Origin of the sequence: Brevundimonas sp. Bb-A (genome assembly GCF_009394735.1) — a bacterium.
Classification (GTDB): Bacteria; Pseudomonadota; Alphaproteobacteria; order Caulobacterales; family Caulobacteraceae; genus Brevundimonas; species Brevundimonas aurantiaca.
This window is the reverse complement of sequence record NZ_CP045456.1, coordinates 1,130,001-1,150,757: the sequence shown is the minus strand read 5'-3', so window position 1 is coordinate 1,150,757 and position 20,757 is coordinate 1,130,001. Positions and strand designations below refer to the sequence as shown.

Sequence of the window (20,757 nt, the reverse complement as noted above, 5' to 3'; positions counted from 1 at the left end):
GACCTTAGCAAGCGTCAGGCCGTCGCGAGGGCCGCCTCGCGGATGCGGCCGACCATGCTGTTCAGGCCGTTGGCGCGCTGGCGGGTCAGGGCCGAGGGCAGGCCCAGGCGGTCCAGGGCGGCCTTGGCGTCGAAGGCCAGGATCTCGGCCGGGGTCCGGCCCGAATAGAGTTTCAGCAGAAGGGCGATATTGCCCTTGGACAGGGCGCTGTCGCTGTCGGCGTCGAACCACAGCCGCCCCTCGGCCGGATGGACCGCCAGCCAGACCTGGGCGGCGCAGCCCGGCACCTTGTTGGCCTCCACCTGATCGGCCGCGTCCAGGGGCGCCAGCCCCTTGCCCAGTTCGATGACGTATTCGATCCGCTGCTCCCAGTCGCCCAGGAGGTCGAAATCCTCGGCGAGGTCGGCCAAGGTCTGGTCCAGGCTGTCGGCGGGCGGCGTGCGATCGGTCATGGCCGCCAGATAGGCCGCCCGGCCGTTAACGACAACCGGCCGGTTTGTCCCCCGAAATTCATGGTGAACGCGCGGTTGCAGATCGCCTGACACGGGAGGGGCCTCGCGCCGACTCGGCGCGGCGTTTAGTCTGGGGACGACCCATGATGGCGACGGCGCTTGCATAATCACCCTCCACAACCCGGGCTGGCGGTCCCGACCGCAGCGGCGTCGGCGGCTCAGCCGTCGGCGGCGCCGGCCGCCCTGTGGCATGCGGGCTGGGCGGCGGCGGTCGCCCTGACGGCCCTGGCGGCCCAGAGCTTCGCCCGGCTGGAGCCCACGGTCCTGGCGGCCCTGCTGCTGACGGCCGCGCCGGGCGTGGCGGGCGTGGCCCTGATGGTGCGCGACACGGCGGGTCTGAGGTTCAGCCTGATGGGCGGCTGGCTTCTGGCGACCGTGGCGGCGGCGGGCCTGACCGGCGGGGCCACCGGGGCGACGCCGGGGCTTCTGCTGCTGCCCCTGGCGGCCGGGCTGGTGCTTGACGATCCCAGGATCGGCGAAGACCGGCTGATCCGGCTGGGCACGGCGGGCCTGGCCCTGCCGCTGATCTCGGGCCTGATCTCGACCCTGCTGATCGGATCGACCGCCCAGCCGCCGGTCCTGGCGGCGGCGTCGGGCCTGTTGGCGGTTCTGGCCCTGGCCGGGGCGGCCCGTCTGTCGAGCAACCGCCGCATGGCCCGTCTGACTCGCGCCGAACAGGACGGCGCCCTGGTCCAGGCCGTGCTGAACGCCCAGCCGGGCCTGACCCTCCTGCTGGAGCCGACCGGCCGCGCCCTGGCCGCCTGGGGCACGCCCCCGCCGTCCGTCTCGGTCCCGGCCCTGATGGACCAGGGGCTGATCGCCGCCGTCCACGCCCCCGACCGCCCCGGCGTCGCCGGCGCCCTGCAACGCGCCGCCCAGGGCCAGCCGGCCGAGGTGATGTTCAGCCCCCGGATCGCCCTGGACCGCCGGGTGGTGCTGATCCTGCGCCGGTACGACGGCGAGACGGGGGCGGTGGCGGGGGCGCCGCGCCTGATCGCCCAGGCCTTCGACGGCACGGCCCAGTTCGCCCGCGAGCTGGGGCTGGAAAGCGCCCGGGTCGAGGCCGAGGCCCAGAGCGCGGGCAAGACCCGTTTCCTGGCCAATATGAGCCATGAGCTGCGCACCCCGCTGAACGCCGTGATCGGCTTCGCCGACATTATGCGCCAGCGCCTGTTCGGCCCCCTGCCCGACCGATACGCCGACTACGCCGAGTCCATCCATCAGGCGGGCGGCCATCTGCTGGACCTGATCAACGACGTTCTGGACCTGTCCAAGATCGAGGCCGAGCGGTACGAACTGGCCCTGGACCGGTTCGACGCCCGCGATCCCGTTTCGGCCGCCGTGGCCCTGATCCGGCCCCAGGCCGACGAAAAAGGGGTGCATCTGGCCCCCGTCCTGCCGCCCCATCCGCTGGAGGTCGAGGCCGACGCCCGCGCCCTGAAGCAGATGGCGCTGAACCTGTTGTCCAATGCGGTGAAATTCACCCCGGCGGGCGGGTCCGTGACCCTGACGCTGGACGGGATCGGCCCCTATCTGGAGCTGGTGGTGTCCGACACCGGCGTGGGGATCGCGCCCGAGGATCTGCAAAGGCTGGGCCGCCCGTTCGAACAGGCCGGCGGTGCCGATCAGAAGGCGCAAGGGACGGGGCTCGGCCTGTCGCTGGTAAGGTCCCTGGCGGAACTGCACGGCGGTCGGCTGACGATCGACAGCACCCTGGGCGAGGGCGTGGCGGCCATGGTGCGCCTGCCGGTCGCAACCCTGTCGCCCGCCATCGAAGCCGACGAAACGCCGGGCGCCGCCGTCGAGGCGTGAGACGATCCAGATCCTAGGTTTGGCCCATGGCCAGGAAGGCGCGGCCGGCGGCGAAGTCGCCCGCCTCGAAGACCGTGCGCGCCACGCTGCCGTCGCGGAAGACGAACTCCACCGTAAAGACCTCTCGCGGATCCAGGCCGGACAGGGCGTCGGCCGCCGCCAGGGGGAAGCGCCAGGCCTGACCCGCCGTGCGTCCCTGGACCAGCAGGCCGGGATCGGCCGTCGTCACGCCCGAGGCCCAGAAGACCCGGCGCTGGGCCGCAGGCGGCAGTTCGCGCGCCAGCCAGGGTCGGGGCGCCACCGTCGTGTCGCGCATGACCAGCCGCACCCCGGTCGGTCGCGACCGCCCCTGCCAGGAGACCACCGCCGTCAATTGATCCGCCCGATCCATCGCCCCGACCAGGCCGAACCGCACCGGCGAGGCGCCGACGGCGGTTCCCTGCATCAGCCGCCAGGTCGGCCGGCTGTAGGCGGCGCGGTCGGCGCTCCAGCCCGCCCGGTCGCCGGGAAAGTTCATTCGCGCCGTGCGCGACCAGCCGGCGAAGGCGGTCTTCACCCGACCGCTGACCGTCTTCATGTCGGCGGAATCGCAGGCGGCGGCGGCCGCCCGGGCGCGGGCGCGGGCGGCGGTTTCGGACAGTTGACGCGGATCGGCGCCGGCCCGCAGGGCCGCGCCCCGCGCCTGCCAGGTCGAGGCGTTCAGGGCCGCCGTCAGCTGGGGCTGAAACAGGCCGCACCGCTCATTGGCGGCCAGGACGAAGCTGCGCTCATAGAAGCGGTCGGCCGCCCCCGAGGCGGCCCCAGACGCGGCCTGGGCCGCGACCGGATCGCCCGCAATCACCACCGCCCCGACCACGGCCGCGCCGATCAGGGCCGCGCCGATAGGGACTTGGGTTCGCCGGGGATAAGGCCGTAAGATCATGGGCCGAGCCTAGCGGCCGGGCCTTTGAGTCTGGTTTCCTTACAGGGTTAGCGAATTGCTTCTGTCCAGCGACCTGTGGGTCGGCGCCCTGATCCGCCGCGCCGAGATCGAAGGCGCCCACGCCGTCGTGGTGAACAAGGGCGACCCCCGCGCTGGCGCCGTGATCGTCAAGGCCTATGACACCTCGACCCGCACGGCCCGCCTCTATGCCGAAGCCTTCGGCCCCGACGGCGAGCGGCTGTGGATCCAGCCCGTAACCAGCGACAGCGAAGCCGAACTGGACGCCTATATCGCCCGCCAGCGCCAATACGACCCCGACCTGTGGATCGTCGAAATCGAAGACCGCCACGGCCGGCATTTCCTGACGGAGAAGGTGCAGGGGTAGGGGGCGGAAGCGCAACCGAGACCTGTTCCCAGCCCCCTTTAAAGTCGTCTCCCATCCTGTTTCCGGCTAGGGTGATCCATGGCGTGCAGGCGCGGCTGGGGAGGATGCGGATGGACGATTTCGACAAGTTTGAAACGCAGCTTCGCGGCGACGCCCGCGACGTCCTGACCAAATATTCTGACCGGGTGCTGCATCTTGAGCGGTATCGGCCTTGGCTGATCGGCCTCGGCGCCCTGGGCGCCTTGATCGTGGCCCTGTCGCGACTGGATCCGACCGGCACGCCCGGTCTGGTCGCCCTGATCGCCGGTGTCATTCTGGCCTTCGTCAGCGCAGCGCTGGTAGGCGATCCTGATCCGGCACAACAACGAGGTCTGGGGCGTGGTGACGGCCACAAGCAATCGGCCGGGCGTGTTTGATCGCAGCGGTCCAGGGCTCCAGAACGTGGATGTCGTCCGCGACATCGCTCGGATCGCGGCCCTGCTCGCCGGGCTGAACGCCCCTGCGCCGCCCGGCCGCACCCGCGGCAAACCCGCAGCGGCCGATTGAAAATTGGGCTGGGATCGGCCATTGTCAGACCTGATCCCATGCCCCTCTCTAGGAGGCGAAAGTGCAAGACGACGAAACGCTCGAGCGGGAATATCGCATCCTGTCCGCAAAGGTGACCTATGCGGAGGTCGCCGGACAGAAGGTCGAGCCCGCCGATGAAAAGCGGCTGGAGGAGCTGGCCGAACTCAGGGTCAAAGCGGTGCAGCCCGACTTCCGCGATTACGCCGCCGCCTGATCCGGCCCAGACGGCGACGTCATCGGGCGGATCGGCCCCTCTTCACTTCCTCGCGTCGAACGCCGCCCGCGCGGCTTCGATGCGGTCGATATTGGCCTCGGCCCAGGTCCAGACGCCGCAGAAGGCCTCGGCCAGGGTGAAGCCCAGGTCGGTCAGGCGGTATTCGACCTTGGGCGGGATGACCGGATGGACCGTGCGCACCACCAGGCCGTCGCGCTCCATCTGGCGCAGGGTCTGGGTCAGCATCTTCTGGCTGATGCCGCCCACCAGTTCGCCCACGCGAGTGAACCGGGTCTCGCCGTGTTCGGCCAGGACCTCCAGGATCAGCATGGTCCATTTGTCCGCCACACGCCCGATCACCTCATTGACCAGGGCCTCGACGCGCGGATCGGCGACCTCGCCGGTTTCAGGATGCGAAATTCTTGCGGGCGGATAGGCCGTCATGTCCATTTCTTTCCTGCTAGTAAGTATGGCGGGTTTCGGTGCCTACTTTCCAGTGGAGAGCGACCGTCATAACTGAGTTTCCGCACTGACGCATCCCCTGAAGGAGAGCCCCATGAACATCAGCGGAAACACCATACTGATCACCGGCGGCGGCACGGGCATCGGCCGCGCCCTGGCCGAGGCCCTGCATGCGCGCGGCAATCAGATCGTCATCACGGGTCGCCGCGCGGACGTGCTGAAAGACGCCGCCGCCGCCAATCCCGGCATGGCCTGGGCGACGCTGGACGTCGCCGATCCCACAGCCGTCGCCGCCTTCGGCGAACAGGTGGTCAAGGACCACCCCGCCCTGAACGCGGTCATATTGAACGCCGGGATCATGAAGACCGAGGATTTGAAGGGCGAACCGTTCGACCTGGCGACGGTGGAGGCGACCATCGCCACCAACCTCCTGGGACCGATCCGGCTGACGGCGGCCCTCCTGCCCCATCTGACGGCCCAGCCCCAGGCCACGGTCATGACCGTCACCTCCGGCCTGGCCTTCATCCCCCTGACGGCCACCCCGACCTATAACGCCACCAAGGCGGCCCTCCACTCCTGGACCCAGTCCCTGCGCCATCAGCTGCGCGACACGGCGGTGGAAGTGCTGGAGCTGGCGCCGCCCGGCGTGGCCACCGACCTGATGCCCGGCCATGCCCAGAACCCCGCCTCCATGCCCCTGGCCGACTATACGGCCGAGGTGATGGACCTGATCGAGCGGGGCGAAACGCCGCGCGGCGAAATCCTGGTCGAACGGGTCAAGCCGCTGCGCTTCGCCGAGGCTGACGGCTATCAGGCCGTGTTCGAGGCCCTGAACGGAGCGGGGTGAACCCCAGCCGCGGCGGCGGCTCAGCCCTGCCGCCGCGCCAGGGCGTCGCGGATGGCCTGGGCCAAGGTTTCGATCAGGGCGGGGTCGGGCGTGCGGTCCTGGGCGAAGGCGTCGTCGCAGTCGCCGGCCGCTTCGCTGATCGCTGGGAAGCCGAAGACGGCGCCGGCGCCGGCGAGGCTGTGGACCAGGCGGCGCAATTCATCGGCGTCCCAGGCGCCCCGCGCGACGTGACGGTCGATCCGCGCCAGATCGCCGACGCACCGGTCCAGGAACCGGGTCCGCAGATCGGCCATGTCCGCCGTCACGGCCCCCTCACCCGGCCTGGGCCAGGATCGTCCGAATCTCCTCCACCAGGGTCATCGGGTCGAAGGGTTTGACGATGACGTCCAGGGCGCCCAGGGCGCGATAACGGCTGATCTCGCTCGACTGAGCCCGGGCGGTCATGAAGATGACCGGCGTCGTCTCATGTCCCGCCCGTTCGCGGATGCGCGCCAGGGCTGCGGGACCGTCCAGAACGGGCATCATCACATCCATCAGGACGACGTCGGGACGAAGCCCGCCGTCCAGCGCGGCCAGGGCCGCCTCGCCCGAGGCCACCGAGGTCACCGTAACCTGGGGGTCCAGCGTCAGGGCGAAGGCGGTCACGTCGCGAATGTCCTTGTCATCCTCGACGTGCAGGATGTGGAGAGCGGTCATGCAACACCTCGGGCGCGGGGGGCCAGGCGGCGCACGGTCCGCGCCAGCTGGGTCAGGGACATGCGGGACTTGATCAGGACCGCCTGAACGGCCGGGGCGGCCTCTCGGTCCATGTCCTGAGCCGAATAGATGATGACGGGAATGGTGCGGCCGTCCTCCTCGGTCAACAGCGGCAAAAGGTCCAGGCCGTTGCCGTCGGGCAGGCCCAGGTCCAGAATCACCAGGTCCGGTCGCCGCCGCGCCAGGGCCTCGCGCGCCGCGGCCAGGCTCTCGACCGGCACGACCTCGACCGTATCCAGGGCCTGGCGCGTCACCTCCAGAATGTCGCGGTCGTCGTCGACGTGCAGAACCACCGGCTTGTCGTCGGCGCTGAACAGGGCGCGGACGGCCTGGCGCAGCCGGTCCTGATCGACCGGCTTTTCGACCCAGTCGGCCACCTCCAGCGAGCGGCCGCGCACCCGGCCCCGGGCCACGTCGCCGGAGACGACCACCACCGGCATGGCGCGCGTCGCCTCATCGGCCTTCAGCTGCCGGATCAGGCTGACCCCGTCGGCGTCGGGCAGTTGAAGGTCGATGAGGGCGGCGGCGTAGGGCGCGCGGCGGGCCAGGGTCAGCGCCTCGCGCGCCGTGTCGGCCACATCGGCCTTGAACCCTTCATAGGACAGCATCTCGACCAGGATGCGCGCGGCGTCCGGATCGTCTTCACAGATCAGCAGCCGCACCGCCTCCTCGTCATGCGCCGCATCGGCCTGGTCCAGCGGCAGGTCCAGATGGAAGGTCGCCCCCTCGCCCTCGGCGGATTCGAACCACAGCCGCCCGCCGTGGCGTTCGGCGATCTCCTTGGCGATGGCCAGGCCCAGGCCCGTGCCGCCCTTTTCACGCGCATCGGTCGAATCCGCCTGGGCGAACTTGCCGAAGATGCGCGAGCGGAACTCGTCGGCTATGCCGGGGCCGCGGTCGGATACGCTGAGCCGGGCGATCCGGGTCTCGGGATTGACCGTCACCCGGACCTCGCCGCCGGACGGCGAGAACTTGACCGCGTTTGACAGAAGATTGGTCGCCACCTGGATCAGCCGATCGCCGTCGCCCCGCACCGGCGCCGGCGGGCCGTCGTTCAGGCTGACGCCCACGCCCAGCTGATCGGCGTAGCCCTGGATCCCCTCGACCGCTCGGGCGGCGACGTCGCGCAGGTCCAGCGGGGCCAGGGTCATCTTCAGCTGCCCGGCCTCCAGCTTCTCCACATCCAGGATGTCGTTGATCAGCCGCACCAGACGGCGGCTGTTGGCGTGGGCGATGTCGATCAGTCGGGCCGCCTTTTCCGGCAAGCGTCCGCCCGCCCCGGCCGCGACCAGGCCCAGGGAGCCGGCGATGGAGGTCAGGGGGGTGCGCAGTTCGTGGCTGACGGTCGAGACGAAGGCGTCCTTCATCTCGGCGATGCGGCGGCGTTCGGTGGCGTCGCGGATCACCGCCACCACATGGCGGCCCGTCGGCAGGTCCATGGCCGCAAGAGCGACGTCGACCGGGAAGCGCGCCCCGTCCCGGCGCTTGCCGGTCAGTTCGAGCAGAAGCCCCTGCTCCAGATCGCCGTGGCTGGCGTCCAGCCGGTCCAGAAAGGCGCCCTCTCCGTTTTCGGCCAGATCATCGACCAGAAGGCCGACGTCGCGGCGCTCGATCTCCGGCGCCGACCAGCCGAACAGCCGTTCCGCCGCCGGATTCAGCGTCTCGATGCTGCCGCTGGGGTTCAGGGTCACGATGGCGTCGAAGGCGCTGTCCAGGGTGGCGCTGTGGCGGGCGGCGGCGGCCTCAAGCCGCTCCAGCAGGGCGCTGCGGGTCGCCAGATAGCGCCAGACCAGGAAGGCGGTCCCCAAGGCGGTCAAGACCAGAACCTTGAACATCAGGGCCACCAGGAATTCGGTATGCCGGGTCCGTTCGCGCGCGTCGGCCGACAGCGCCGACAGCAGGTCGGCCTCACGCTGCGTCATCCGATCCACGATCTGGCGGATATCATCCATTGTCAGCTTGCCTCGCCCGCTGATCACGAGGCTGATGGCGGCGGACGCCTGGCCGGATTCGCGCAGCGCGATGGTCCGCTGCATCTCCAGCCGCTTCTGCCGGACCCGTTCCGACAGAAGACGCTGGTTCTCGGCCTGTGGCGGGTCCTTAGCCGAAAGACCCGCAAGCTTGTTCATCTGAGCGTCCAACCGGTCGAGGGCGCGATCATAAGGCTCAAGGAAGGTCTCGTCCCCGGTGATGATATAGCCGCGTTGGCCGGTCTCAGCGTCCTGAACCAATGAGAAGACGGACTGAATCTGCAGCCGGGTGTCATAGGATTGCTCGACCGCATCGCGCAGAGCGTCCGCGCTGGAGAATTCTCGTTGCAGCGTCACCCCAGTGGCCGCCAGAAGCAGGGTCACGACCGCGCCCGCCAAGGCGATGGCCAGTCGGAAACGCCGTCTTCCGAGTTGACGCAACATGGGATTCATCCGTTAGTTCCCCCTGATCGCATCTGGAGGTTGGGCGTGAAAGTCTGCGTGATCGAGGACGATTCGCTGGTTCTGCTTCATCTGGAGGAGATGCTGAAACGGCTGGGTTGCCAAGTCCTGACCGCAGCAACGGTCAACGAAGGGTTGCGGATCGTCGAGGACTGGTCGCCCGACGCCGTGCTGGTGGACATTCTGATGCCGGACCGCGACGGGCTGAACTTCATCATGGACACCCGGCATTTGAGGGACTCCCTGCGGGTCATCGCCATGAGCGGCGGGGGACGTCTGGCCTCGTCGTCCATACTGCAGATGGCGACCGGCCTGGGCGCCCACGCCGCCCTGACCAAGCCGATCACCGAAGAGGCGCTGAGGGCCGCTCTGGAGGGATGACCGGGGATGGTCGCGAGGGGGCGGCCGAAACCTCAGTCCCGGCCCAGCGGTCCCAGAACTGGAAATAGAGGCCGTAGTTTCCGTTGAACCGCTTGTGGTGGGCGTCGTGGTGGGTGGCGGTGATCAGCCAGCGAAGCGGCGCCCGCTCCAGCCAGGCGGCGGGCCAGACCTCGCGCCCCGCATGGTTCAGGGCGGCCGTCAGCGACATCAGCGTCAGCAGGGTCAGGGCCACGCCCCAGTGGATCGGCACGATCAGGGCCAGGGCGGGCAGGAACCAGGCGGTGGCCGCAGCCTCGGCCGGGTCGAAGGCGAAGGAGGCGAAGGCGCTGGGGTCGCGCGACCGGTGGTGTTCGGCATGGGCCCAGCCGAAGACGCGCGGGTGATGAAGGGCCCTGTGCACCCAGTAGTAGAAGGCGTCGTGCGCCAGCAGATAGACGATCAGACTGACCGGCAGCCACCACAGGGGCCAGGCGTCGGGATCGCTGTAGATCGCCGTCCCGCCCCGCTTCCACAGCTCCAGCACCAGGGCCGCCGGCAGGGCGTAGATGGGACAGGCGATCAGGGAGGCGACGATCTCGGCGCGGATGCGCTTGATCGCCGGCGGCCGCAGGTTCAGCGCCCGTCCCCGGACCGCCCCGGCCCACAGCAGCCCATGGGCCGCCGCGCCGACCAGCAGATAGCGCAGGCCGATGATCAGGCTCAGCGCCAGGGTGGTGATGAGCAGATCCCTCAACATGGGGGCACAGACGGTCAAATCCCTGCGGCGGTCAAGTCGTGGCGAAGGCGGATCAAACCGCCTATGCTGGGGCCATGGCCTGGCTGACGTGGATCGCGCTGTTCCTGACCGCCTTTTTGGGCATGGAGGCGTTCGCCTGGATCATGCACCGCTATGTGATGCACGGTTTCCTGTGGTCCTGGCACCGCAGCCATCATGAGCCGCACGATCACCCCCTGGAGAAGAACGACCTGTTCGCCGTGGTCTTCGCCGCCCCGGCCATCGTCATGGTGGCCGTGGGTCTGCACCTGTGGCCCTGGGCCCTGCCGGTCGGCCTGGGGATCACGGCCTATGGGATGGTCTATTTCTTCTTCCACGACGGCCTGGTGCACCGGCGGTTCCCGACGGGCTTTTCCGGGCGGTCCGGCTTCTGGACGCGGCGCATCCAGGCGCACCGTCTGCATCACGCCGTGCGCACGCGCGAAGGCTGCGTCTCCTTCGGCTTTCTATGGGTGCGGTCGGCGCGGGCGCTGAAGGCCGAACTGGCTCAGAAGCGGGGCTCTTCCAGCAGCGGCGCCTGAGCGAGGGCCGCCAGATCGGCGGAGCCCGTGCAGAAACAGGCGAGCCGCAGCTGGGCCGCCATCAGCTCGAAATGATCGACCACCGCCTGGGTCGAGGTCAGGGCCGCCTCCAGCACCCCGGCGGCCTGGCCGACCAGATCGGCCCCCAGACGGACGGCGCGGGCCGCATCCAGACCGTCCTTGATCCCGCCCGAGCCGATCAGCCCCAGGTCCGGGGCGGCCTGGGCGCAGTCGCGGAGGCTGCGGGCCGTCGGCACCCCCCAGTCGGCGAAGGGGGCGGCCAAGGCCTCGGCCCGCCCGCCGGTGGCCCGCGCCCCTTCGATCAGGCCCCAGTTGGTGCCGCCCGCCCCCGCCACGTCCAGGGCAGCGACGCCCATGTCGGCCAGGCGCCGGGCGACGGCGGCCGACAGGCCGGCGCCGGTCTCCTTGACCACCACCTGGCCCGGAAAGGCGGCGGCGATCCGCTCGATCCCCTGGGCCACGCCGCGCCAGTCGCGGTCGCCCTCGGGCTGGACGCCTTCCTGAAGCGGATTCAGATGCAGGATCAGGGCGTCGGCGCCGATCATCTCCATGGCCCGGCGCGCCTCGTCCACCCCATAGCCCAGGGCGAACTGCACCGCTCCCAGATTGGCCAGGATCAGGGCGTCGGGCGCCAGGCGGCGCAGATCCGGCCCCAAGCCCGAGCCGCCGGACCCGCCGGCCGTCTCCAGGGCGACGCGCTGGGAGCCGACCGCCAGGGCCACGCCCAGGGCCTGGGCCGCCTCGGCCAGCCGCGCATTGATCGCCTCGGCCCGCGACGGGCCGCCGGTCATCGAACTGATCAGGAAGGGCAGGTTCAGCCGCCGCCCCAGGAAACGGGCGGACAGGTCGATCTGGTCCAGGGCCAGGTCCGGCAAGGCGTCATGGACGAAACGCACCGCCTCCAGTCCCGAGGACGCGCCGCTGAGACCCCGTCCGGCCCGCACGTGGTCGATGTGTTCGTCCTTGCGTCGGATCAGGGCGTCGTCGGGGGTGGGCATCGCAAACGCTCCTAGCGGTTCCCTCCGAAACGATCATGCTCTGGCGGGTTGCATCCGACGCAGTCGTGATGCCGTATGTGATCATAATGCGTCAGCCCAGGGTCGCAACGCGACTGTCGAAGGACATCAGGAGACCCGTATGGCGATCGTCGGCTTAAGGCCCCAGCCCGTGTCGGACCCCGAACCTCAGTCGCCCGAGAATCTGCGTGGCCTGGTGCAGGACCGGCTGGCCGAGACGGCGCCCTCATCGGACGGTCTTTTAGCCCTCGCCGCGCGCGAGGCCCTGCTGGGACCGGGCAAGCGGGTCAGGCCGGTCGTGGCCATGTTGGCCGCCGCGCACGTCGGCGGGCGGGCCGAGGACGCCCTGGATTTCGGTTGCGCGGTCGAAATGGCCCACGCCGCCTCCCTGGTTCTGGACGACCTGCCCTGTATGGATGATGCGGCCTTGCGGCGCGGTCAGCCGACCCTGCACCGCCGCCACGGCGAGGATGCGGCCGTGCTGGCGGCCGTGGCCCTTTTGAACCAATCGACCCGGCTGATTCTGCAAAGCCGGGCGCCGGCGGAGGCGCGGCTGGGCGCCCTGGACGATTTGACGCAGGCGATCGGCTTCGACGGCCTGGCCGAGGGCCAGATGCGCGATCTGCGCGACGATCCCGTTCAGCGCGACGTGGTCGCCCTGCGTCGGATCAACGATCTGAAGACCGGCGCCCTGTTCGTCGCGGCCGCGCGGGGCGGCGGCCGGATGGGCGGCGGCGATGCGGACGACCTGGCGCGTCTCGCCGCCTTCGGCGAGGCGGTCGGCTTCGCCTTCCAGCTTTGCGACGACCTGATGGACGCCTGTTCGACGAGCGAGGCCCTGGGCAAGGACGTGGGTCAGGATCAGGGCGTGACCACCTTCGTGGACCTGTGGGGCGAAGGCCGGGTCCGCGCCGGGGTGCGCCAGTCCCTGGCCCGGGCGGCCGAGGCGGTCGGGCACGACAGCCCCCTGACGACCTATGTCCTTCATCTCTTCCGGCAGGCCGAACTTGGACGCTAGCGTCGCGCCGGCGCTGGTTCTGAAGGACGTCGAGGCGGGCTACGGCGAAGGGCCGGTGCTGCGCGATTTCAACCTGACCGTCGCGGCCGGAGAGGTTTACGCCCTGCTGGGTCCGAACGGGGCGGGCAAGTCCACGGCGGCTCGGGTGGCCTGCGGCCTGATCCCCGTCCGGCGCGGGCGGGCGACGGCCGGCGAAGGCGCGCCCCGTCGCGGACGCATCGGCCTGGCGCCTCAGGACTGCGCCCTCTTTCCCGCCCTGACGCCGCGCGAGAACGTCGCGACGGTCGCGGCCCTGTGCGGGGTTCCGCGTCCCGACCGCCCTGCGGCGGTGGAGCGGGCCCTGGCCCTGACCGGATGCGGCCCCAGGGCGGATCAGCCGGTTCATTCCCTGTCGGGCGGATGGCGTCGGCGCGCCAACCTCAGCGCCGCCCTGGTCGGGCGCCCGCGCCTGCTGATCGCCGACGAACCGACCGAGGGGGTGGACGCCGCCTCGCGCGTCGTCCTGTCGTCCGCCCTGCGCGAGACGGTCAAGGCGGGCGCCGGCTGTCTGCTGATCAGCCACGACGAGGCCTTCGTCTCCGAAACGGCCGATCGGATCGGCGTCCTGGCCCAGGGCCGGCTGCTGGCGGAAGGACCGCCCAAGGCCCTGCTGCGTCAGGCCTTCGGCTTGGCGCGGCTGCTGGTCGTCAAACTGCCGCGGCCCGCCTCGCGCCCGGCCGCGAGCCGGTTCGCCCAGTCGGGTCTGGCGCCCTCCAAGGACGGGCTGGAATGGCGGCTGCTGTGCGAGGACGCCCTGGGCGCGGCCCAGAGGGTTTCGCCCGAGGCGGACGCCGAGGGGGGCGAGGTCGCCGTGCGTCGTCCCGGCCTGGACGACCTGGTCGCCCATCTGTCGGACGCCTCGTCATGATGGCGGTGGCGGGCGCCTGGGCGCGCGGCTTCTGGCGGGACCGTTCGGGCATGGCCCTGACCCTGGTTTTGCCGCCCCTGGTCTATCTGCTGTTCGCCGCCGTCTTCGGCGCCGGGGCGCGTGGCGACATCGACGCCAGCGTGGCTCTGCACGATGCGGCGCGCACCCCGGCCACGGCCGCCGTCGGCGAGGCCCTGTCGCGGGACCTGGGGCCGCGCCTTCGCCGTCTGGACGACGCCCAGGCGGTGGAGCGGGCCGTGATCGACGGCCGCGCCGACGCCGGCGTTCTGATCACCCGCGATGACGCGGGCGCGCCCCAGGTGACGGTGGTGTCGGCGGCGGGTCGAGACGTGGCGGCGGCGGCGCTCCAGGCGCGGCTGGTTCCCATGGCGGCGGCCCTGGCCGGCCGGCCCGCGCCCCCGTCGCGCCCGATCCCGATCCGTCAGGTCGGGCCGCAGGGCGACGTCCAGGCCGCCTATTACGCCGGGGCGGTCAGCGTGATGTTCGTCTTTTTCGCCGCCATGCAAGGCGCCATGGGCGGGCTGGACGAGCGGCGCTCGGGCCTGCAGGCGCGGCTGGTCCTGGCGCGGGGCGGGACGGCGCCGATCCTGGCGGGGCGGGCGATCTGGCTGACGACGGTCGGCCTGATGCAGTCGGCGGCCGTCTTCCTGGCGGCCTGGCCTCGGCTGCCGGATCTTGCGTTTTGGCAGGCGGCGGCGGCGCTCCCGACCGCCGCCCTGGTCGCCCTGTGCGCGGCGGGGGTGGCCCTGGCCCTGACGGCGGCCTGCCGGTCGCGCGAACAGGCCCAGCCCCTGACCACCTTCGTCGCCCTGCTGCTGGCGGCCCTGGGCGGGTCGATGGCGCCGCGCTTCCTGATGCCCGAAGCCTTCCGCGCCCTCGGCTGGATCACCCCCCACGCCTGGGCCGTCGAAACCTATCAGGCCCTGATCTGGCGCGGCGATTTCAGCGCCGGGGTTCTGGCCGGCTGGGCGGCCCTGGGCGGCGTGGGTCTGGCCGGGCTCGCCCTGGCCGTGATGATGGAGCAGAGACGCGCCGCGCGCTGAGCGTCGTCAGATATGGGTCCAGAGGGCCGGGCGCGGCGGCGGTTCACGCCAGGCGTCCAGGGTCTTGCACCAAAGGGTGATCAGGGCCCCGCGCCCCACCAGGGCCAGCTTGCCCGCCTTGTCGACCGAGGTCCGGCCGTCCCAGGCCGTGGCGCCCGAGCGCGAGACGTGGCGGCCGATGGCGCGATAGACGCCCCGCGCCGTGGCGACGGCCCAGGCCGAGCGCGGATTGAGATCGCGCAAGCCCCAGCGCGCCGAGGCGTAATAGGGCTCCGCCGCCGCCACCAGCCGCTGGGCCGTATGGGCGACGGCCTGACGATGCCGGGGCTGATCGACCTGATCGCGCGGCACGCCCGCCTCGTCCAGCCACTGGCCGGGCAGATAGACCCGCCCGCCCTTGGCGTCCTCCACCACGTCTCGGGCGATGTTGGTCAGCTGAAAGGCCAGGCCCAGGTCCTGGGCGCGGCGCAGGGTCGGCGCGTCCTGAACCCCCATGATCCGCGCCATCATCACCCCGACCACCCCGGCGACGTGATAGGCGTAGTCCAGGGTGTCCTCCAGGGTGTCGTAGCGACGGCCCTCCACGTCCATCTCGAACCCCTGCAACAGGTCCATCGCCTCCTCGGCGGGAATGGCGTGGCGGGCGGCGACGCGCTGAAAGGCGGTGAAGACCGGATCGGTCTGGGGCTCACCGGCCAGGGCGGCGGCGGTGCGTTCACGCAGTTCGACCAGTTTGCGCCCCGCCAGGACCGGGTCGATGCCGACCGCCCCATGGCCCAGAACCTGGCCGTCAATCTCGTCGTCGCAATGGCGGCACCAGGCGTAGAACATCCAGGCGTCGTCCCGAATGGCCGCCGGAAACAGCCGGGCGGCGGCCGCAAAACTCTTGGAGCCCTGCTCCATCGACTGGCGGCTGTGGTCCAGGACGGCGTCGGTCATGCGGTCCGCCCCGCGTCTTCGATCATCAGGCCGGCGGTGGCCTTGGCCGAGCCCACCACCCCCGGCACGCCCGCGCCCGGATGGGTGCCGGCGCCGACGAAATAGAGGTTGGGGATCTGGTCGTCGCGATTATGGACCCGGAAATAAGCGCTCTGCGTCAGGATCGGCTCCAGCGAGAAGGCCGAGCCCTGGTGGGCGTTCAGCTGGTCGCGGAAATCCACGGGCGTGAAGATGCGGCAGGTGTCCAGATCGGCGGTCAGGCCGGGAATGTAGTGCTGCTCCAGATAGGCCAGGACCCGGTCGCGATAGCGCGGCCCCTCGACCGCCCAGTCGATGTCGGCCGAGGCCAGGTGCGGCACCGGCGCCAGCACATAGAAGGCGTCGCATCCCTCGGGCGCCAGGGACGGATCGGTGCGGGTCGGGGCGTGCAGATAGAGGGAAAAGTCCTCCGGCAGGTCCGGCCCCTTGAAGATTTCGCCGATCAGTTCGCGGTAGCGGGGGCCGAACAGCACCGTGTGGTGGCGCACCTCCGGGTGGACCCGCTTCAGGCCGAAATAGATGACGAACAGCGACATGGAATGCCGCTTGGCGGCCAGACGCGCCCCCTCCTTGCGGCCGCGCGGCTCCTGGCCCAGCAGGCGTTGATAGGTGTGGACCACGTCGGCGTTGGAGGCCACCATGTCGAAGGCCAGGGTCTGGCCGCCGACCACCACTCCGTCGGCGCGCCCGTTCGCCAGGGTGATCCGCTCGACCGGACTGTTCAGCCGGATTTCGCCGCCCAGGTCCCGAAACAGCCGCACCATGGCCTGGATCAGGGCGCCGGTGCCGCCGCGCGGGAACCAGACGCCCCAGCGCCGCTCCAGCGCGTGGATCAGGGCGTAGATCGATGAGGTGGCGAACGGGTTTCCGCCCACCAGCAGGGAGTGAAAGCTGAAGGCCTGACGCAGATGCTCGTCCTGGATATAGCCGGCGACCTTGTCATAGACCGACCGCCAGGCCTGGAGCCGCATCAACTCCGGCGCCGCCTTGACCATGCTGGCGAAGTCCAGAAAGGGCACGGCGCCCAGCTTCAGATAGCCTTCCTTCAGCAGGTCCTGGGAATAGGCCAGGAACCGGCGATAGCCCTGCTTGTCGGCCGGATTGCGCGCGACGATCTGACGGTCCAGTTCGTCCTGATCGTTGACGTAGTCGAAGACGTCGCCGTCTTCCCAGCACAGCCGATAGAAGGGGGCGACCGGCAGCAGTTCGACGTAGTCGGACAGCTTGCGCCCCGCGCCCTCGAACAGCTCCTCCAGCGCCGAAGGATCGGTAATGACGGTCGGCCCGGCGTCGAAGGTGTAGCCCTTGTCCTTATAGACATAGGCCCGGCCGCCCGGCAGGTCGCGCGCCTCGAAGACCGTGGTCTGAATCCCCGCCGTCTGCAGGCGGATGGCCAGCGACAGCCCCCCGAACCCCGACCCGATCACTGCTGCTCGCATTACGCACGTCCTCTTTCGACCAGACAGGTCAGGGCGGCGCCGATCGGCACCGGGGGTTTGCCGCTGAGGATCCGCGCCTTGTCGCCCAAGGTCGTCTCCCCCGCATAGAAGCGTTCGATCAGCGGCTGGGGCAGGCGGTAAAACCGCTCCAGCACCCTGTACCTCTGATCCGGCCGCGCGGCCCGAAACAGCATGCGGTTCAGCAGCCGATAAAAGCCTCTTTGCGCCCATACGTCGCGCGCATGGCGACGGATGACCTGGGCCAGGGCCGGGCCGTCCGGCGCCGCTTCGATACGCTCCGCCAGATGATCCGCCAGCCGCACCGCGTCCGGCAGGGAATAGCCGGTAGTCGGATGAAACAGACCGGCGCGCAGGCCGCTCAGCGCCGTCGGCCCCAGCCGCTTCAGATGGGCGGCGATGTCGCCGTCCAGGGCGACCGGCAGCACCCCCTCCTCCTCGCGCAGAACCGTCTCTATGACCCAGCCCCGCTGCGCGGCGTAGTCCCTGACGCCCGTTCGGAACAGGTCGTGATCCAGGTCGTCGCCGTCGGTGTAGCGGGTGTCCTCGATCAGCAGGGTCCGGTCGTCGAACGGCAGGACATAGAGGAAACGATAGCCCCCCGCCTGATCGACGCAGGCGTCCATGACGATCGGTTCCTTCAGCCCGTGGGGCGCGGTCAGCCGCACCTCCAGGCCGACGAATTTCTGAAACCCCAGGGCAAGGTCCGGCGCGGCGGTCGGGCCGCGCCCGTCGATCACCGCCCGGGCCGTCAGCCGCCGACCGTCGGCCAGAACCGCCTCGGTCGGCCCGGCCGATGCCACCGAGACGCCCGTCATGATCCGTCCCGGCAGGGCGCGGTCCAAGGCTTGGGCGAACCGCGCCGCCGTCACGCTGAAATATCCGGTCGCCAGACGCCGTTCGGCCTTGGGAAACCGCACGGAATAGCCGGGCCAGCTATGGGCGATCAGCGGCGCGATCCACGCCCGCTGCCTCGGCGTCAGATCGGGTTCGAAGAAGGACCAGGTGTGAACCCCGCCCAGCCGGTCGGCCGCCTCCACGATCCGCACGTCCAGTTCGGGCCGGACCTGGGACAGGCGCAGGGCCAGAAGGCCGTTGGCCAGACCGCCCCCCAGCAGCAAAAGGTCCGGCGCGGAACTGTCGGGGGCGGCGGCCTGCATCCGCGACAGGTGGCACGGGCGGACGTGACGGGCAAGCCGCCTGGATGCCTCCGACGCCGGCATAGGCTAGATTGAAGTCCATGACCGCCGCCGTCGCCGAGCCACGCATCGTCCCGCGCCAGACCTGGATCGGTCTGACCCTGGCGGGAATGATCGTGGCGGGATGGGGGAGCCTGCACGTCTACGGCGTCTATTTTCACCGCTGGGGCACCTCCAGTCTGGTGATCGTCCCGGCGATCGTAGCGGTCCAGACCTGGTTGTCGGTCGGCCTTTTCATCGTCGCCCATGACGCCATGCACGGCTCCCTGGCGCCGGGACGGCCGCGGCTGAACGCCGCAGTCGGCCGGCTGACCCTGGGGCTCTATGCGGGCTTCCGCTTCGATCGGCTGAAGACGGCGCACCACGCCCACCACGCCGCGCCCGGCACGGCCGACGACCCGGACTTTTACGCCCCGGCGCCCCGCGCCTTCCTTCCCTGGTTCCTGAACTTCTTTCGCACCTATTTCGGCTGGCGCGAGATGGCGGTCCTGACCGCCCTGGTCCTGATCGCCCTCTTCGGCCTGGGGGCGCGGCCGGCCAATCTCCTGACCTTCTGGGCCGCGCCGGCCCTGCTTTCAGCGCTTCAGCTCTTCACCTTCGGCACCTGGCTGCCGCACCGCCACACCGACCAGCCGTTCGCCGACGCCCACCACGCCCGCAGCAGCGGCTACGGCCCCGTTCTTTCCCTGCTCACCTGCTTCCACTTCGGCCGCCACCACGAACACCATCTGAGCCCCTGGCGGCCCTGGTGGCGTCTGTGGCGCGGCGAGTCTTGATCCAGGGCTGGGGCGCGGGCCGCGAAGACCTGTTCGGCGACCTTTGTATCGACGAAGGGAACACGGCCGCGTTCAGGGCCTTATAGGTGAGAAGGAACTCGCCCATGCCCCTCGCCCTGCTGTTCGCTCTTGCCGCCCTGAGTTCGACGCCGACGCCCGCCCCCGATCTGGCGAAGGCCCAGCCCAAGACGTCTGGCGGGATCAAGACGGCGGCCCAATCCTCAGCGCCCGTCTTGGACGACGTCAGCGTTCGACTGCGATGCATTGGGCGTGCCGACGGCCGGGTTTCGGATTGCGTGGTGCTGTCGGAGAGCCGGCCGGGCTATGGATTCGGCGAGGCGGCTGTGGCCCTGATGAACGGAACCGCGACGCCCCCCTCGCGCGACGGCGGCCGCCCGATCGACCGCCCGTTCGAACATACGATCCAGTTCACCCCTTGAGGCCGCTTGGCGTTCGGGTCCGGGATGGGGGTGCGGGCTTGGGGTTTCAGGCAGCAAAAAGCCGCTAGATCGTTGATCCAGCGGCTTGATTGTTTGGGTGCGGGAGCAGGATTTGAACCTGCGACCTTCAGGTTATGAGCCTGACGAGCTACCGGGCTGCTCCATCCCGCGGCAGGGGTGGTTTGTGGAGGAAGAAGCGGTTCGACAAGGATTTTTCATCATCGGCTGTCCGCCTGGTAGACCCGGCGGCGACCTACTCTCCCGCGCCTTGAGACGAAGTACCATTGGCTCTGGAGGGCTTAACGACCGAGTTTCCCGGCACCGGAGTGGGATCGCGTGGGGCTACCCCGATAGTACCTTTCCCCCTTCTCCGTTTCACAGCCAAGTTCGAGATGGATTGGCGTGGTTCCGAAGAAGCTAGGGCACCAGGAAAATACTTCTCTTTTAGAAACTTTAGTTTCTAAAAAGAGGAGTATTTTTTTTATTTTTTAAAGTCAAACTCTTTCGGCCTATTAGTGCATCTCAGCTCCAATCATTGCTGATCTTACACCTGATACCTATCAAACGGCTTGTCTTGCCGTGGCCTAATGGAGAGCACTCATCTTGGGGTGGGCTTCCTACTTAGATGCTTTCAGCAGTTATCCGCTCCGTACTTGGCTACCCAGCGTATCCTGTTGGCACAAGAACTGGTATACCAGTGGTGCGTCCTCCCAGGTCCTCTCGTACTATGGGAGGCTCCCCTCAATGCTCTACCGCCTGCACCGGATATGGACCGAACTGTCTCACGACGTTCTGAACCCAGCTCACGTACCGCTTTCATGGGCGAACAGCCCAACCCTTGGGACGTACTACCGCCCCAGGTTGCGATGAGCCGACATCGAGGTGCCAAACCTTCCCGTCGATGTGAACTCTTGGGGAAGATCAGCCTGTTATCCCTAGAGTAACTTTTATCCGTTGAGCGACGGCCCTTCCACGTGGTACCGTCGGATCACTAAGGCCGGCTTTCGCCCCTGCTCGACTTGTAAGTCTTGCAGTCAAGCTCCCTTCTGCCTTTGCACTCTACGGCTGATTTCCGTCCAGCCTGAGGGAACCTTTGCACGCCTCCGTTACCTTTTAGGAGGCGACCGCCCCAGTCAAACTGCCCACCTGAGACTGTCAAGTGTCCTGATCAAGGATATTAGAATTCTAGCTTCTCCAGAGTGGTCTCTCACTGATGGCTCTAATCCCCCCGGAAGGGAGTTTTCAACGCCTCCCACCTAGACTGCGCAAGAGAAGCCCAAACCCAATCTCAGGCT

Annotated in this window: 23 protein-coding genes, 1 tRNA gene and 2 rRNA genes (1 of these 26 cut by a window edge); 12 read left to right on the top strand and 14 right to left on the bottom strand. The window is 69.4% G+C overall.

Annotated features, from left to right (window positions below):
• Window positions 1–14: 14 nt before the first annotated feature.
• Entirely contained in the window at window positions 15–452 is a 438-nt protein-coding gene (locus tag BSP_RS05715) for a SufE family protein (RefSeq protein ID WP_152949599.1), read from the bottom strand.
• Between the two features lie 159 nt (window positions 453–611).
• Here BSP_RS05715 and BSP_RS16515 point away from each other — a divergent pair, with 159 nt between their 5' ends.
• On the top strand, window positions 612–2,324 hold the full coding sequence (locus tag BSP_RS16515) for a HAMP domain-containing sensor histidine kinase (protein WP_304488810.1): 1,713 nt from the start codon (window positions 612–614) through the stop codon (window positions 2,322–2,324).
• A 13-nt stretch (window positions 2,325–2,337) separates the two neighbouring features.
• Here the strand turns inward: BSP_RS16515 and BSP_RS05705 are convergent, their stop codons facing one another.
• Window positions 2,338–3,246: a hypothetical protein gene (locus BSP_RS05705; RefSeq protein ID WP_227976052.1), complete on the bottom strand. Its 909-nt coding sequence runs from the start codon at window positions 3,244–3,246 to the stop codon at window positions 2,338–2,340.
• A gap of 55 nt (window positions 3,247–3,301) precedes the next feature.
• On the opposite strand from BSP_RS05705, the gene BSP_RS05700 reads away from it, so the two are divergent.
• The 3 genes from BSP_RS05700 (at window position 3,302) to BSP_RS05690 (ending at window position 4,412) form a co-directional block, all read left to right on the top strand.
• Window positions 3,302–3,631 carry a DUF1491 family protein gene (locus tag BSP_RS05700; RefSeq protein WP_152949598.1) on the top strand — a complete coding sequence of 110 codons (330 nt, stop codon included), beginning with the start codon at window positions 3,302–3,304 and terminating at the stop codon, window positions 3,629–3,631.
• 110 nt (window positions 3,632–3,741) lie between these two features.
• A complete protein-coding gene (locus tag BSP_RS05695) occupies window positions 3,742–4,047 on the top strand; it encodes a hypothetical protein (RefSeq protein ID WP_152949597.1) in 306 nt (101 codons plus the stop codon).
• A gap of 191 nt (window positions 4,048–4,238) precedes the next feature.
• Entirely contained in the window at window positions 4,239–4,412 is a 174-nt protein-coding gene (locus BSP_RS05690; protein WP_152949596.1) for a hypothetical protein, read from the top strand.
• Window positions 4,413–4,454: 42 nt separating this feature from the next.
• On the opposite strand, the gene BSP_RS05685 is transcribed toward BSP_RS05690, so the two are convergent.
• Entirely contained in the window at window positions 4,455–4,856 is a 402-nt protein-coding gene (locus BSP_RS05685; protein ID WP_224761268.1) for a helix-turn-helix domain-containing protein, read from the bottom strand.
• Window positions 4,857–4,968: 112 nt separating this feature from the next.
• Here BSP_RS05685 and BSP_RS05680 point away from each other — a divergent pair, with 112 nt between their 5' ends.
• Complete coding sequence (locus tag BSP_RS05680; RefSeq protein ID WP_152949595.1) at window positions 4,969–5,721, top strand: SDR family oxidoreductase; 753 nt, start codon at window positions 4,969–4,971, stop codon at window positions 5,719–5,721.
• Between the two features lie 20 nt (window positions 5,722–5,741).
• Here the strand turns inward: BSP_RS05680 and BSP_RS05675 are convergent, their stop codons facing one another.
• Genes BSP_RS05675 through BSP_RS05665 form a run of 3 tightly spaced genes read right to left on the bottom strand, consistent with a single transcriptional unit; the run spans window position 5,742 to window position 8,891 of the window.
• Window positions 5,742–6,014, bottom strand: coding sequence for an Hpt domain-containing protein (locus BSP_RS05675; RefSeq protein ID WP_227976051.1), 273 nt, complete (start codon window positions 6,012–6,014; stop codon window positions 5,742–5,744).
• Window positions 6,015–6,033: 19 nt separating this feature from the next.
• Window positions 6,034–6,417, bottom strand: coding sequence for a response regulator (locus BSP_RS05670; RefSeq protein ID WP_054764848.1), 384 nt, complete (start codon window positions 6,415–6,417; stop codon window positions 6,034–6,036).
• Window positions 6,414–8,891: a CHASE3 domain-containing protein gene (locus tag BSP_RS05665; RefSeq protein WP_194167009.1), complete on the bottom strand. Its 2,478-nt coding sequence runs from the start codon at window positions 8,889–8,891 to the stop codon at window positions 6,414–6,416. The genes BSP_RS05670 and BSP_RS05665 overlap by 4 nt, the downstream gene beginning before the upstream one ends.
• A gap of 45 nt (window positions 8,892–8,936) precedes the next feature.
• Between BSP_RS05665 and BSP_RS16185 the strand changes: the two genes are divergently transcribed.
• Window positions 8,937–9,290, top strand: coding sequence for a response regulator (locus tag BSP_RS16185; RefSeq protein ID WP_054764846.1), 354 nt, complete (start codon window positions 8,937–8,939; stop codon window positions 9,288–9,290).
• Here BSP_RS16185 and BSP_RS05655 read toward each other — a convergent pair.
• On the bottom strand, window positions 9,253–10,026 hold the full coding sequence (locus BSP_RS05655; RefSeq protein ID WP_152949591.1) for a sterol desaturase family protein: 774 nt from the start codon (window positions 10,024–10,026) through the stop codon (window positions 9,253–9,255). The genes BSP_RS16185 and BSP_RS05655 overlap by 38 nt on opposite strands.
• Window positions 10,027–10,064: 38 nt before the next feature.
• On the opposite strand from BSP_RS05655, the gene BSP_RS05650 reads away from it, so the two are divergent.
• The gene (locus BSP_RS05650; protein WP_227976050.1) at window positions 10,065–10,586 is read left to right on the top strand and encodes a sterol desaturase family protein; all 522 of its coding nucleotides are present in this window, start codon (window positions 10,065–10,067) and stop codon (window positions 10,584–10,586) included.
• Here BSP_RS05650 and fni read toward each other — a convergent pair.
• Window positions 10,553–11,605, bottom strand: a complete 1,053-nt coding sequence (fni, locus tag BSP_RS05645) for a type 2 isopentenyl-diphosphate Delta-isomerase (protein ID WP_054764843.1) — start codon at window positions 11,603–11,605, stop codon at window positions 10,553–10,555. The genes BSP_RS05650 and fni overlap by 34 nt on opposite strands.
• Before the next feature lie 139 nt (window positions 11,606–11,744).
• Between fni and BSP_RS05640 the strand changes: the two genes are divergently transcribed.
• Genes BSP_RS05640 through BSP_RS05630 form a run of 3 tightly spaced genes read left to right on the top strand, consistent with a single transcriptional unit; the run spans window position 11,745 to window position 14,612 of the window.
• A complete protein-coding gene (locus BSP_RS05640; protein WP_182714371.1) occupies window positions 11,745–12,641 on the top strand; it encodes a polyprenyl synthetase family protein in 897 nt (298 codons plus the stop codon).
• Entirely contained in the window at window positions 12,631–13,548 is a 918-nt protein-coding gene (locus BSP_RS05635) for an ABC transporter ATP-binding protein (protein ID WP_194167008.1), read from the top strand. The genes BSP_RS05640 and BSP_RS05635 overlap by 11 nt, the downstream gene beginning before the upstream one ends.
• On the top strand, window positions 13,545–14,612 hold the full coding sequence (locus BSP_RS05630; RefSeq protein ID WP_152949588.1) for an ABC transporter permease: 1,068 nt from the start codon (window positions 13,545–13,547) through the stop codon (window positions 14,610–14,612). Before BSP_RS05635 ends, BSP_RS05630 begins: the two co-directional genes overlap by 4 nt.
• A gap of 6 nt (window positions 14,613–14,618) precedes the next feature.
• Here BSP_RS05630 and BSP_RS05625 read toward each other — a convergent pair whose 3' ends face one another.
• Genes BSP_RS05625 through crtY form a run of 3 tightly spaced genes read right to left on the bottom strand, consistent with a single transcriptional unit; the run spans window position 14,619 to window position 18,207 of the window.
• The gene (locus BSP_RS05625; RefSeq protein ID WP_152949587.1) at window positions 14,619–15,551 is read right to left on the bottom strand and encodes a phytoene/squalene synthase family protein; all 933 of its coding nucleotides are present in this window, start codon (window positions 15,549–15,551) and stop codon (window positions 14,619–14,621) included.
• Window positions 15,548–17,029 (bottom strand): phytoene desaturase, encoded by a 1,482-nt coding sequence (locus BSP_RS05620; RefSeq protein ID WP_152949586.1) that lies wholly within the window; start codon window positions 17,027–17,029, stop codon window positions 15,548–15,550. The genes BSP_RS05625 and BSP_RS05620 overlap by 4 nt, the downstream gene beginning before the upstream one ends.
• Window positions 17,029–18,207 carry a lycopene beta-cyclase CrtY gene (gene crtY, locus BSP_RS05615; protein WP_152949585.1) on the bottom strand — a complete coding sequence of 393 codons (1,179 nt, stop codon included), beginning with the start codon at window positions 18,205–18,207 and terminating at the stop codon, window positions 17,029–17,031. Before crtY ends, BSP_RS05620 begins: the two co-directional genes overlap by 1 nt.
• 80 nt (window positions 18,208–18,287) lie before the next feature.
• On the opposite strand from crtY, the gene BSP_RS05610 reads away from it, so the two are divergent.
• Together BSP_RS05610 and BSP_RS05605 are read left to right on the top strand one after the other, a co-directional pair.
• Window positions 18,288–19,022: a fatty acid desaturase gene (locus tag BSP_RS05610; protein ID WP_152949584.1), complete on the top strand. Its 735-nt coding sequence runs from the start codon at window positions 18,288–18,290 to the stop codon at window positions 19,020–19,022.
• Window positions 19,023–19,126: 104 nt separating this feature from the next.
• Window positions 19,127–19,462, top strand: coding sequence for a hypothetical protein (locus tag BSP_RS05605; RefSeq protein ID WP_152949583.1), 336 nt, complete (start codon window positions 19,127–19,129; stop codon window positions 19,460–19,462).
• Window positions 19,463–19,556: 94 nt separating this feature from the next.
• Here BSP_RS05605 and BSP_RS05600 read toward each other — a convergent pair.
• The 3 genes from BSP_RS05600 to BSP_RS05590 form a co-directional block, all read right to left on the bottom strand.
• A tRNA-Met gene (locus BSP_RS05600) sits at window positions 19,557–19,633 on the bottom strand.
• A 142-nt stretch (window positions 19,634–19,775) separates the two neighbouring features.
• Window positions 19,776–19,892: ribosomal RNA gene (rrf, locus tag BSP_RS05595) — 5S ribosomal RNA — on the bottom strand.
• 60 nt (window positions 19,893–19,952) lie between these two features.
• Window positions 19,953–20,757, bottom strand: a 23S ribosomal RNA gene (locus BSP_RS05590) (it continues 2,076 nt past the right edge of the window).

What these genes read in the sequence shown, in the direction of transcription:
- BSP_RS05665 (WP_194167009.1), bottom strand. Translation starts at nt 8,891, where the DNA reads ATGTTGCGTCAACTCGGAAGACGGCGTTTCCGACTGGCCATCGCCTTG.
- BSP_RS05655 (WP_152949591.1), bottom strand. Translation starts at nt 10,026, where the DNA reads ATGTTGAGGGATCTGCTCATCACCACCCTGGCGCTGAGCCTGATCATC.
- BSP_RS05630 (WP_152949588.1), top strand. Translation starts at nt 13,545, where the DNA reads ATGATGGCGGTGGCGGGCGCCTGGGCGCGCGGCTTCTGGCGGGACCGT.
- crtY (WP_152949585.1), bottom strand. Translation starts at nt 18,207, where the DNA reads ATGCAGGCCGCCGCCCCCGACAGTTCCGCGCCGGACCTTTTGCTGCTG.
- BSP_RS05705 (WP_227976052.1), bottom strand. Translation starts at nt 3,246, where the DNA reads ATGATCTTACGGCCTTATCCCCGGCGAACCCAAGTCCCTATCGGCGCG.
- BSP_RS05695 (WP_152949597.1), top strand. Translation starts at nt 3,742, where the DNA reads ATGGACGATTTCGACAAGTTTGAAACGCAGCTTCGCGGCGACGCCCGC.
- BSP_RS05610 (WP_152949584.1), top strand. Translation starts at nt 18,288, where the DNA reads ATGACCGCCGCCGTCGCCGAGCCACGCATCGTCCCGCGCCAGACCTGG.
- BSP_RS05680 (WP_152949595.1), top strand. Translation starts at nt 4,969, where the DNA reads ATGAACATCAGCGGAAACACCATACTGATCACCGGCGGCGGCACGGGC.
- BSP_RS05605 (WP_152949583.1), top strand. Translation starts at nt 19,127, where the DNA reads ATGCCCCTCGCCCTGCTGTTCGCTCTTGCCGCCCTGAGTTCGACGCCG.
- BSP_RS05670 (WP_054764848.1), bottom strand. Translation starts at nt 6,417, where the DNA reads ATGACCGCTCTCCACATCCTGCACGTCGAGGATGACAAGGACATTCGC.
- BSP_RS05640 (WP_182714371.1), top strand. Translation starts at nt 11,745, where the DNA reads ATGGCGATCGTCGGCTTAAGGCCCCAGCCCGTGTCGGACCCCGAACCT.
- BSP_RS05675 (WP_227976051.1), bottom strand. Translation starts at nt 6,014, where the DNA reads ATGGCCGATCTGCGGACCCGGTTCCTGGACCGGTGCGTCGGCGATCTG.
- BSP_RS05685 (WP_224761268.1), bottom strand. Translation starts at nt 4,856, where the DNA reads ATGACGGCCTATCCGCCCGCAAGAATTTCGCATCCTGAAACCGGCGAG.
- BSP_RS05620 (WP_152949586.1), bottom strand. Translation starts at nt 17,029, where the DNA reads ATGCGAGCAGCAGTGATCGGGTCGGGGTTCGGGGGGCTGTCGCTGGCC.
- fni (WP_054764843.1), bottom strand. Translation starts at nt 11,605, where the DNA reads ATGCCCACCCCCGACGACGCCCTGATCCGACGCAAGGACGAACACATC.
- BSP_RS05715 (WP_152949599.1), bottom strand. Translation starts at nt 452, where the DNA reads ATGACCGATCGCACGCCGCCCGCCGACAGCCTGGACCAGACCTTGGCC.
- BSP_RS05625 (WP_152949587.1), bottom strand. Translation starts at nt 15,551, where the DNA reads ATGACCGACGCCGTCCTGGACCACAGCCGCCAGTCGATGGAGCAGGGC.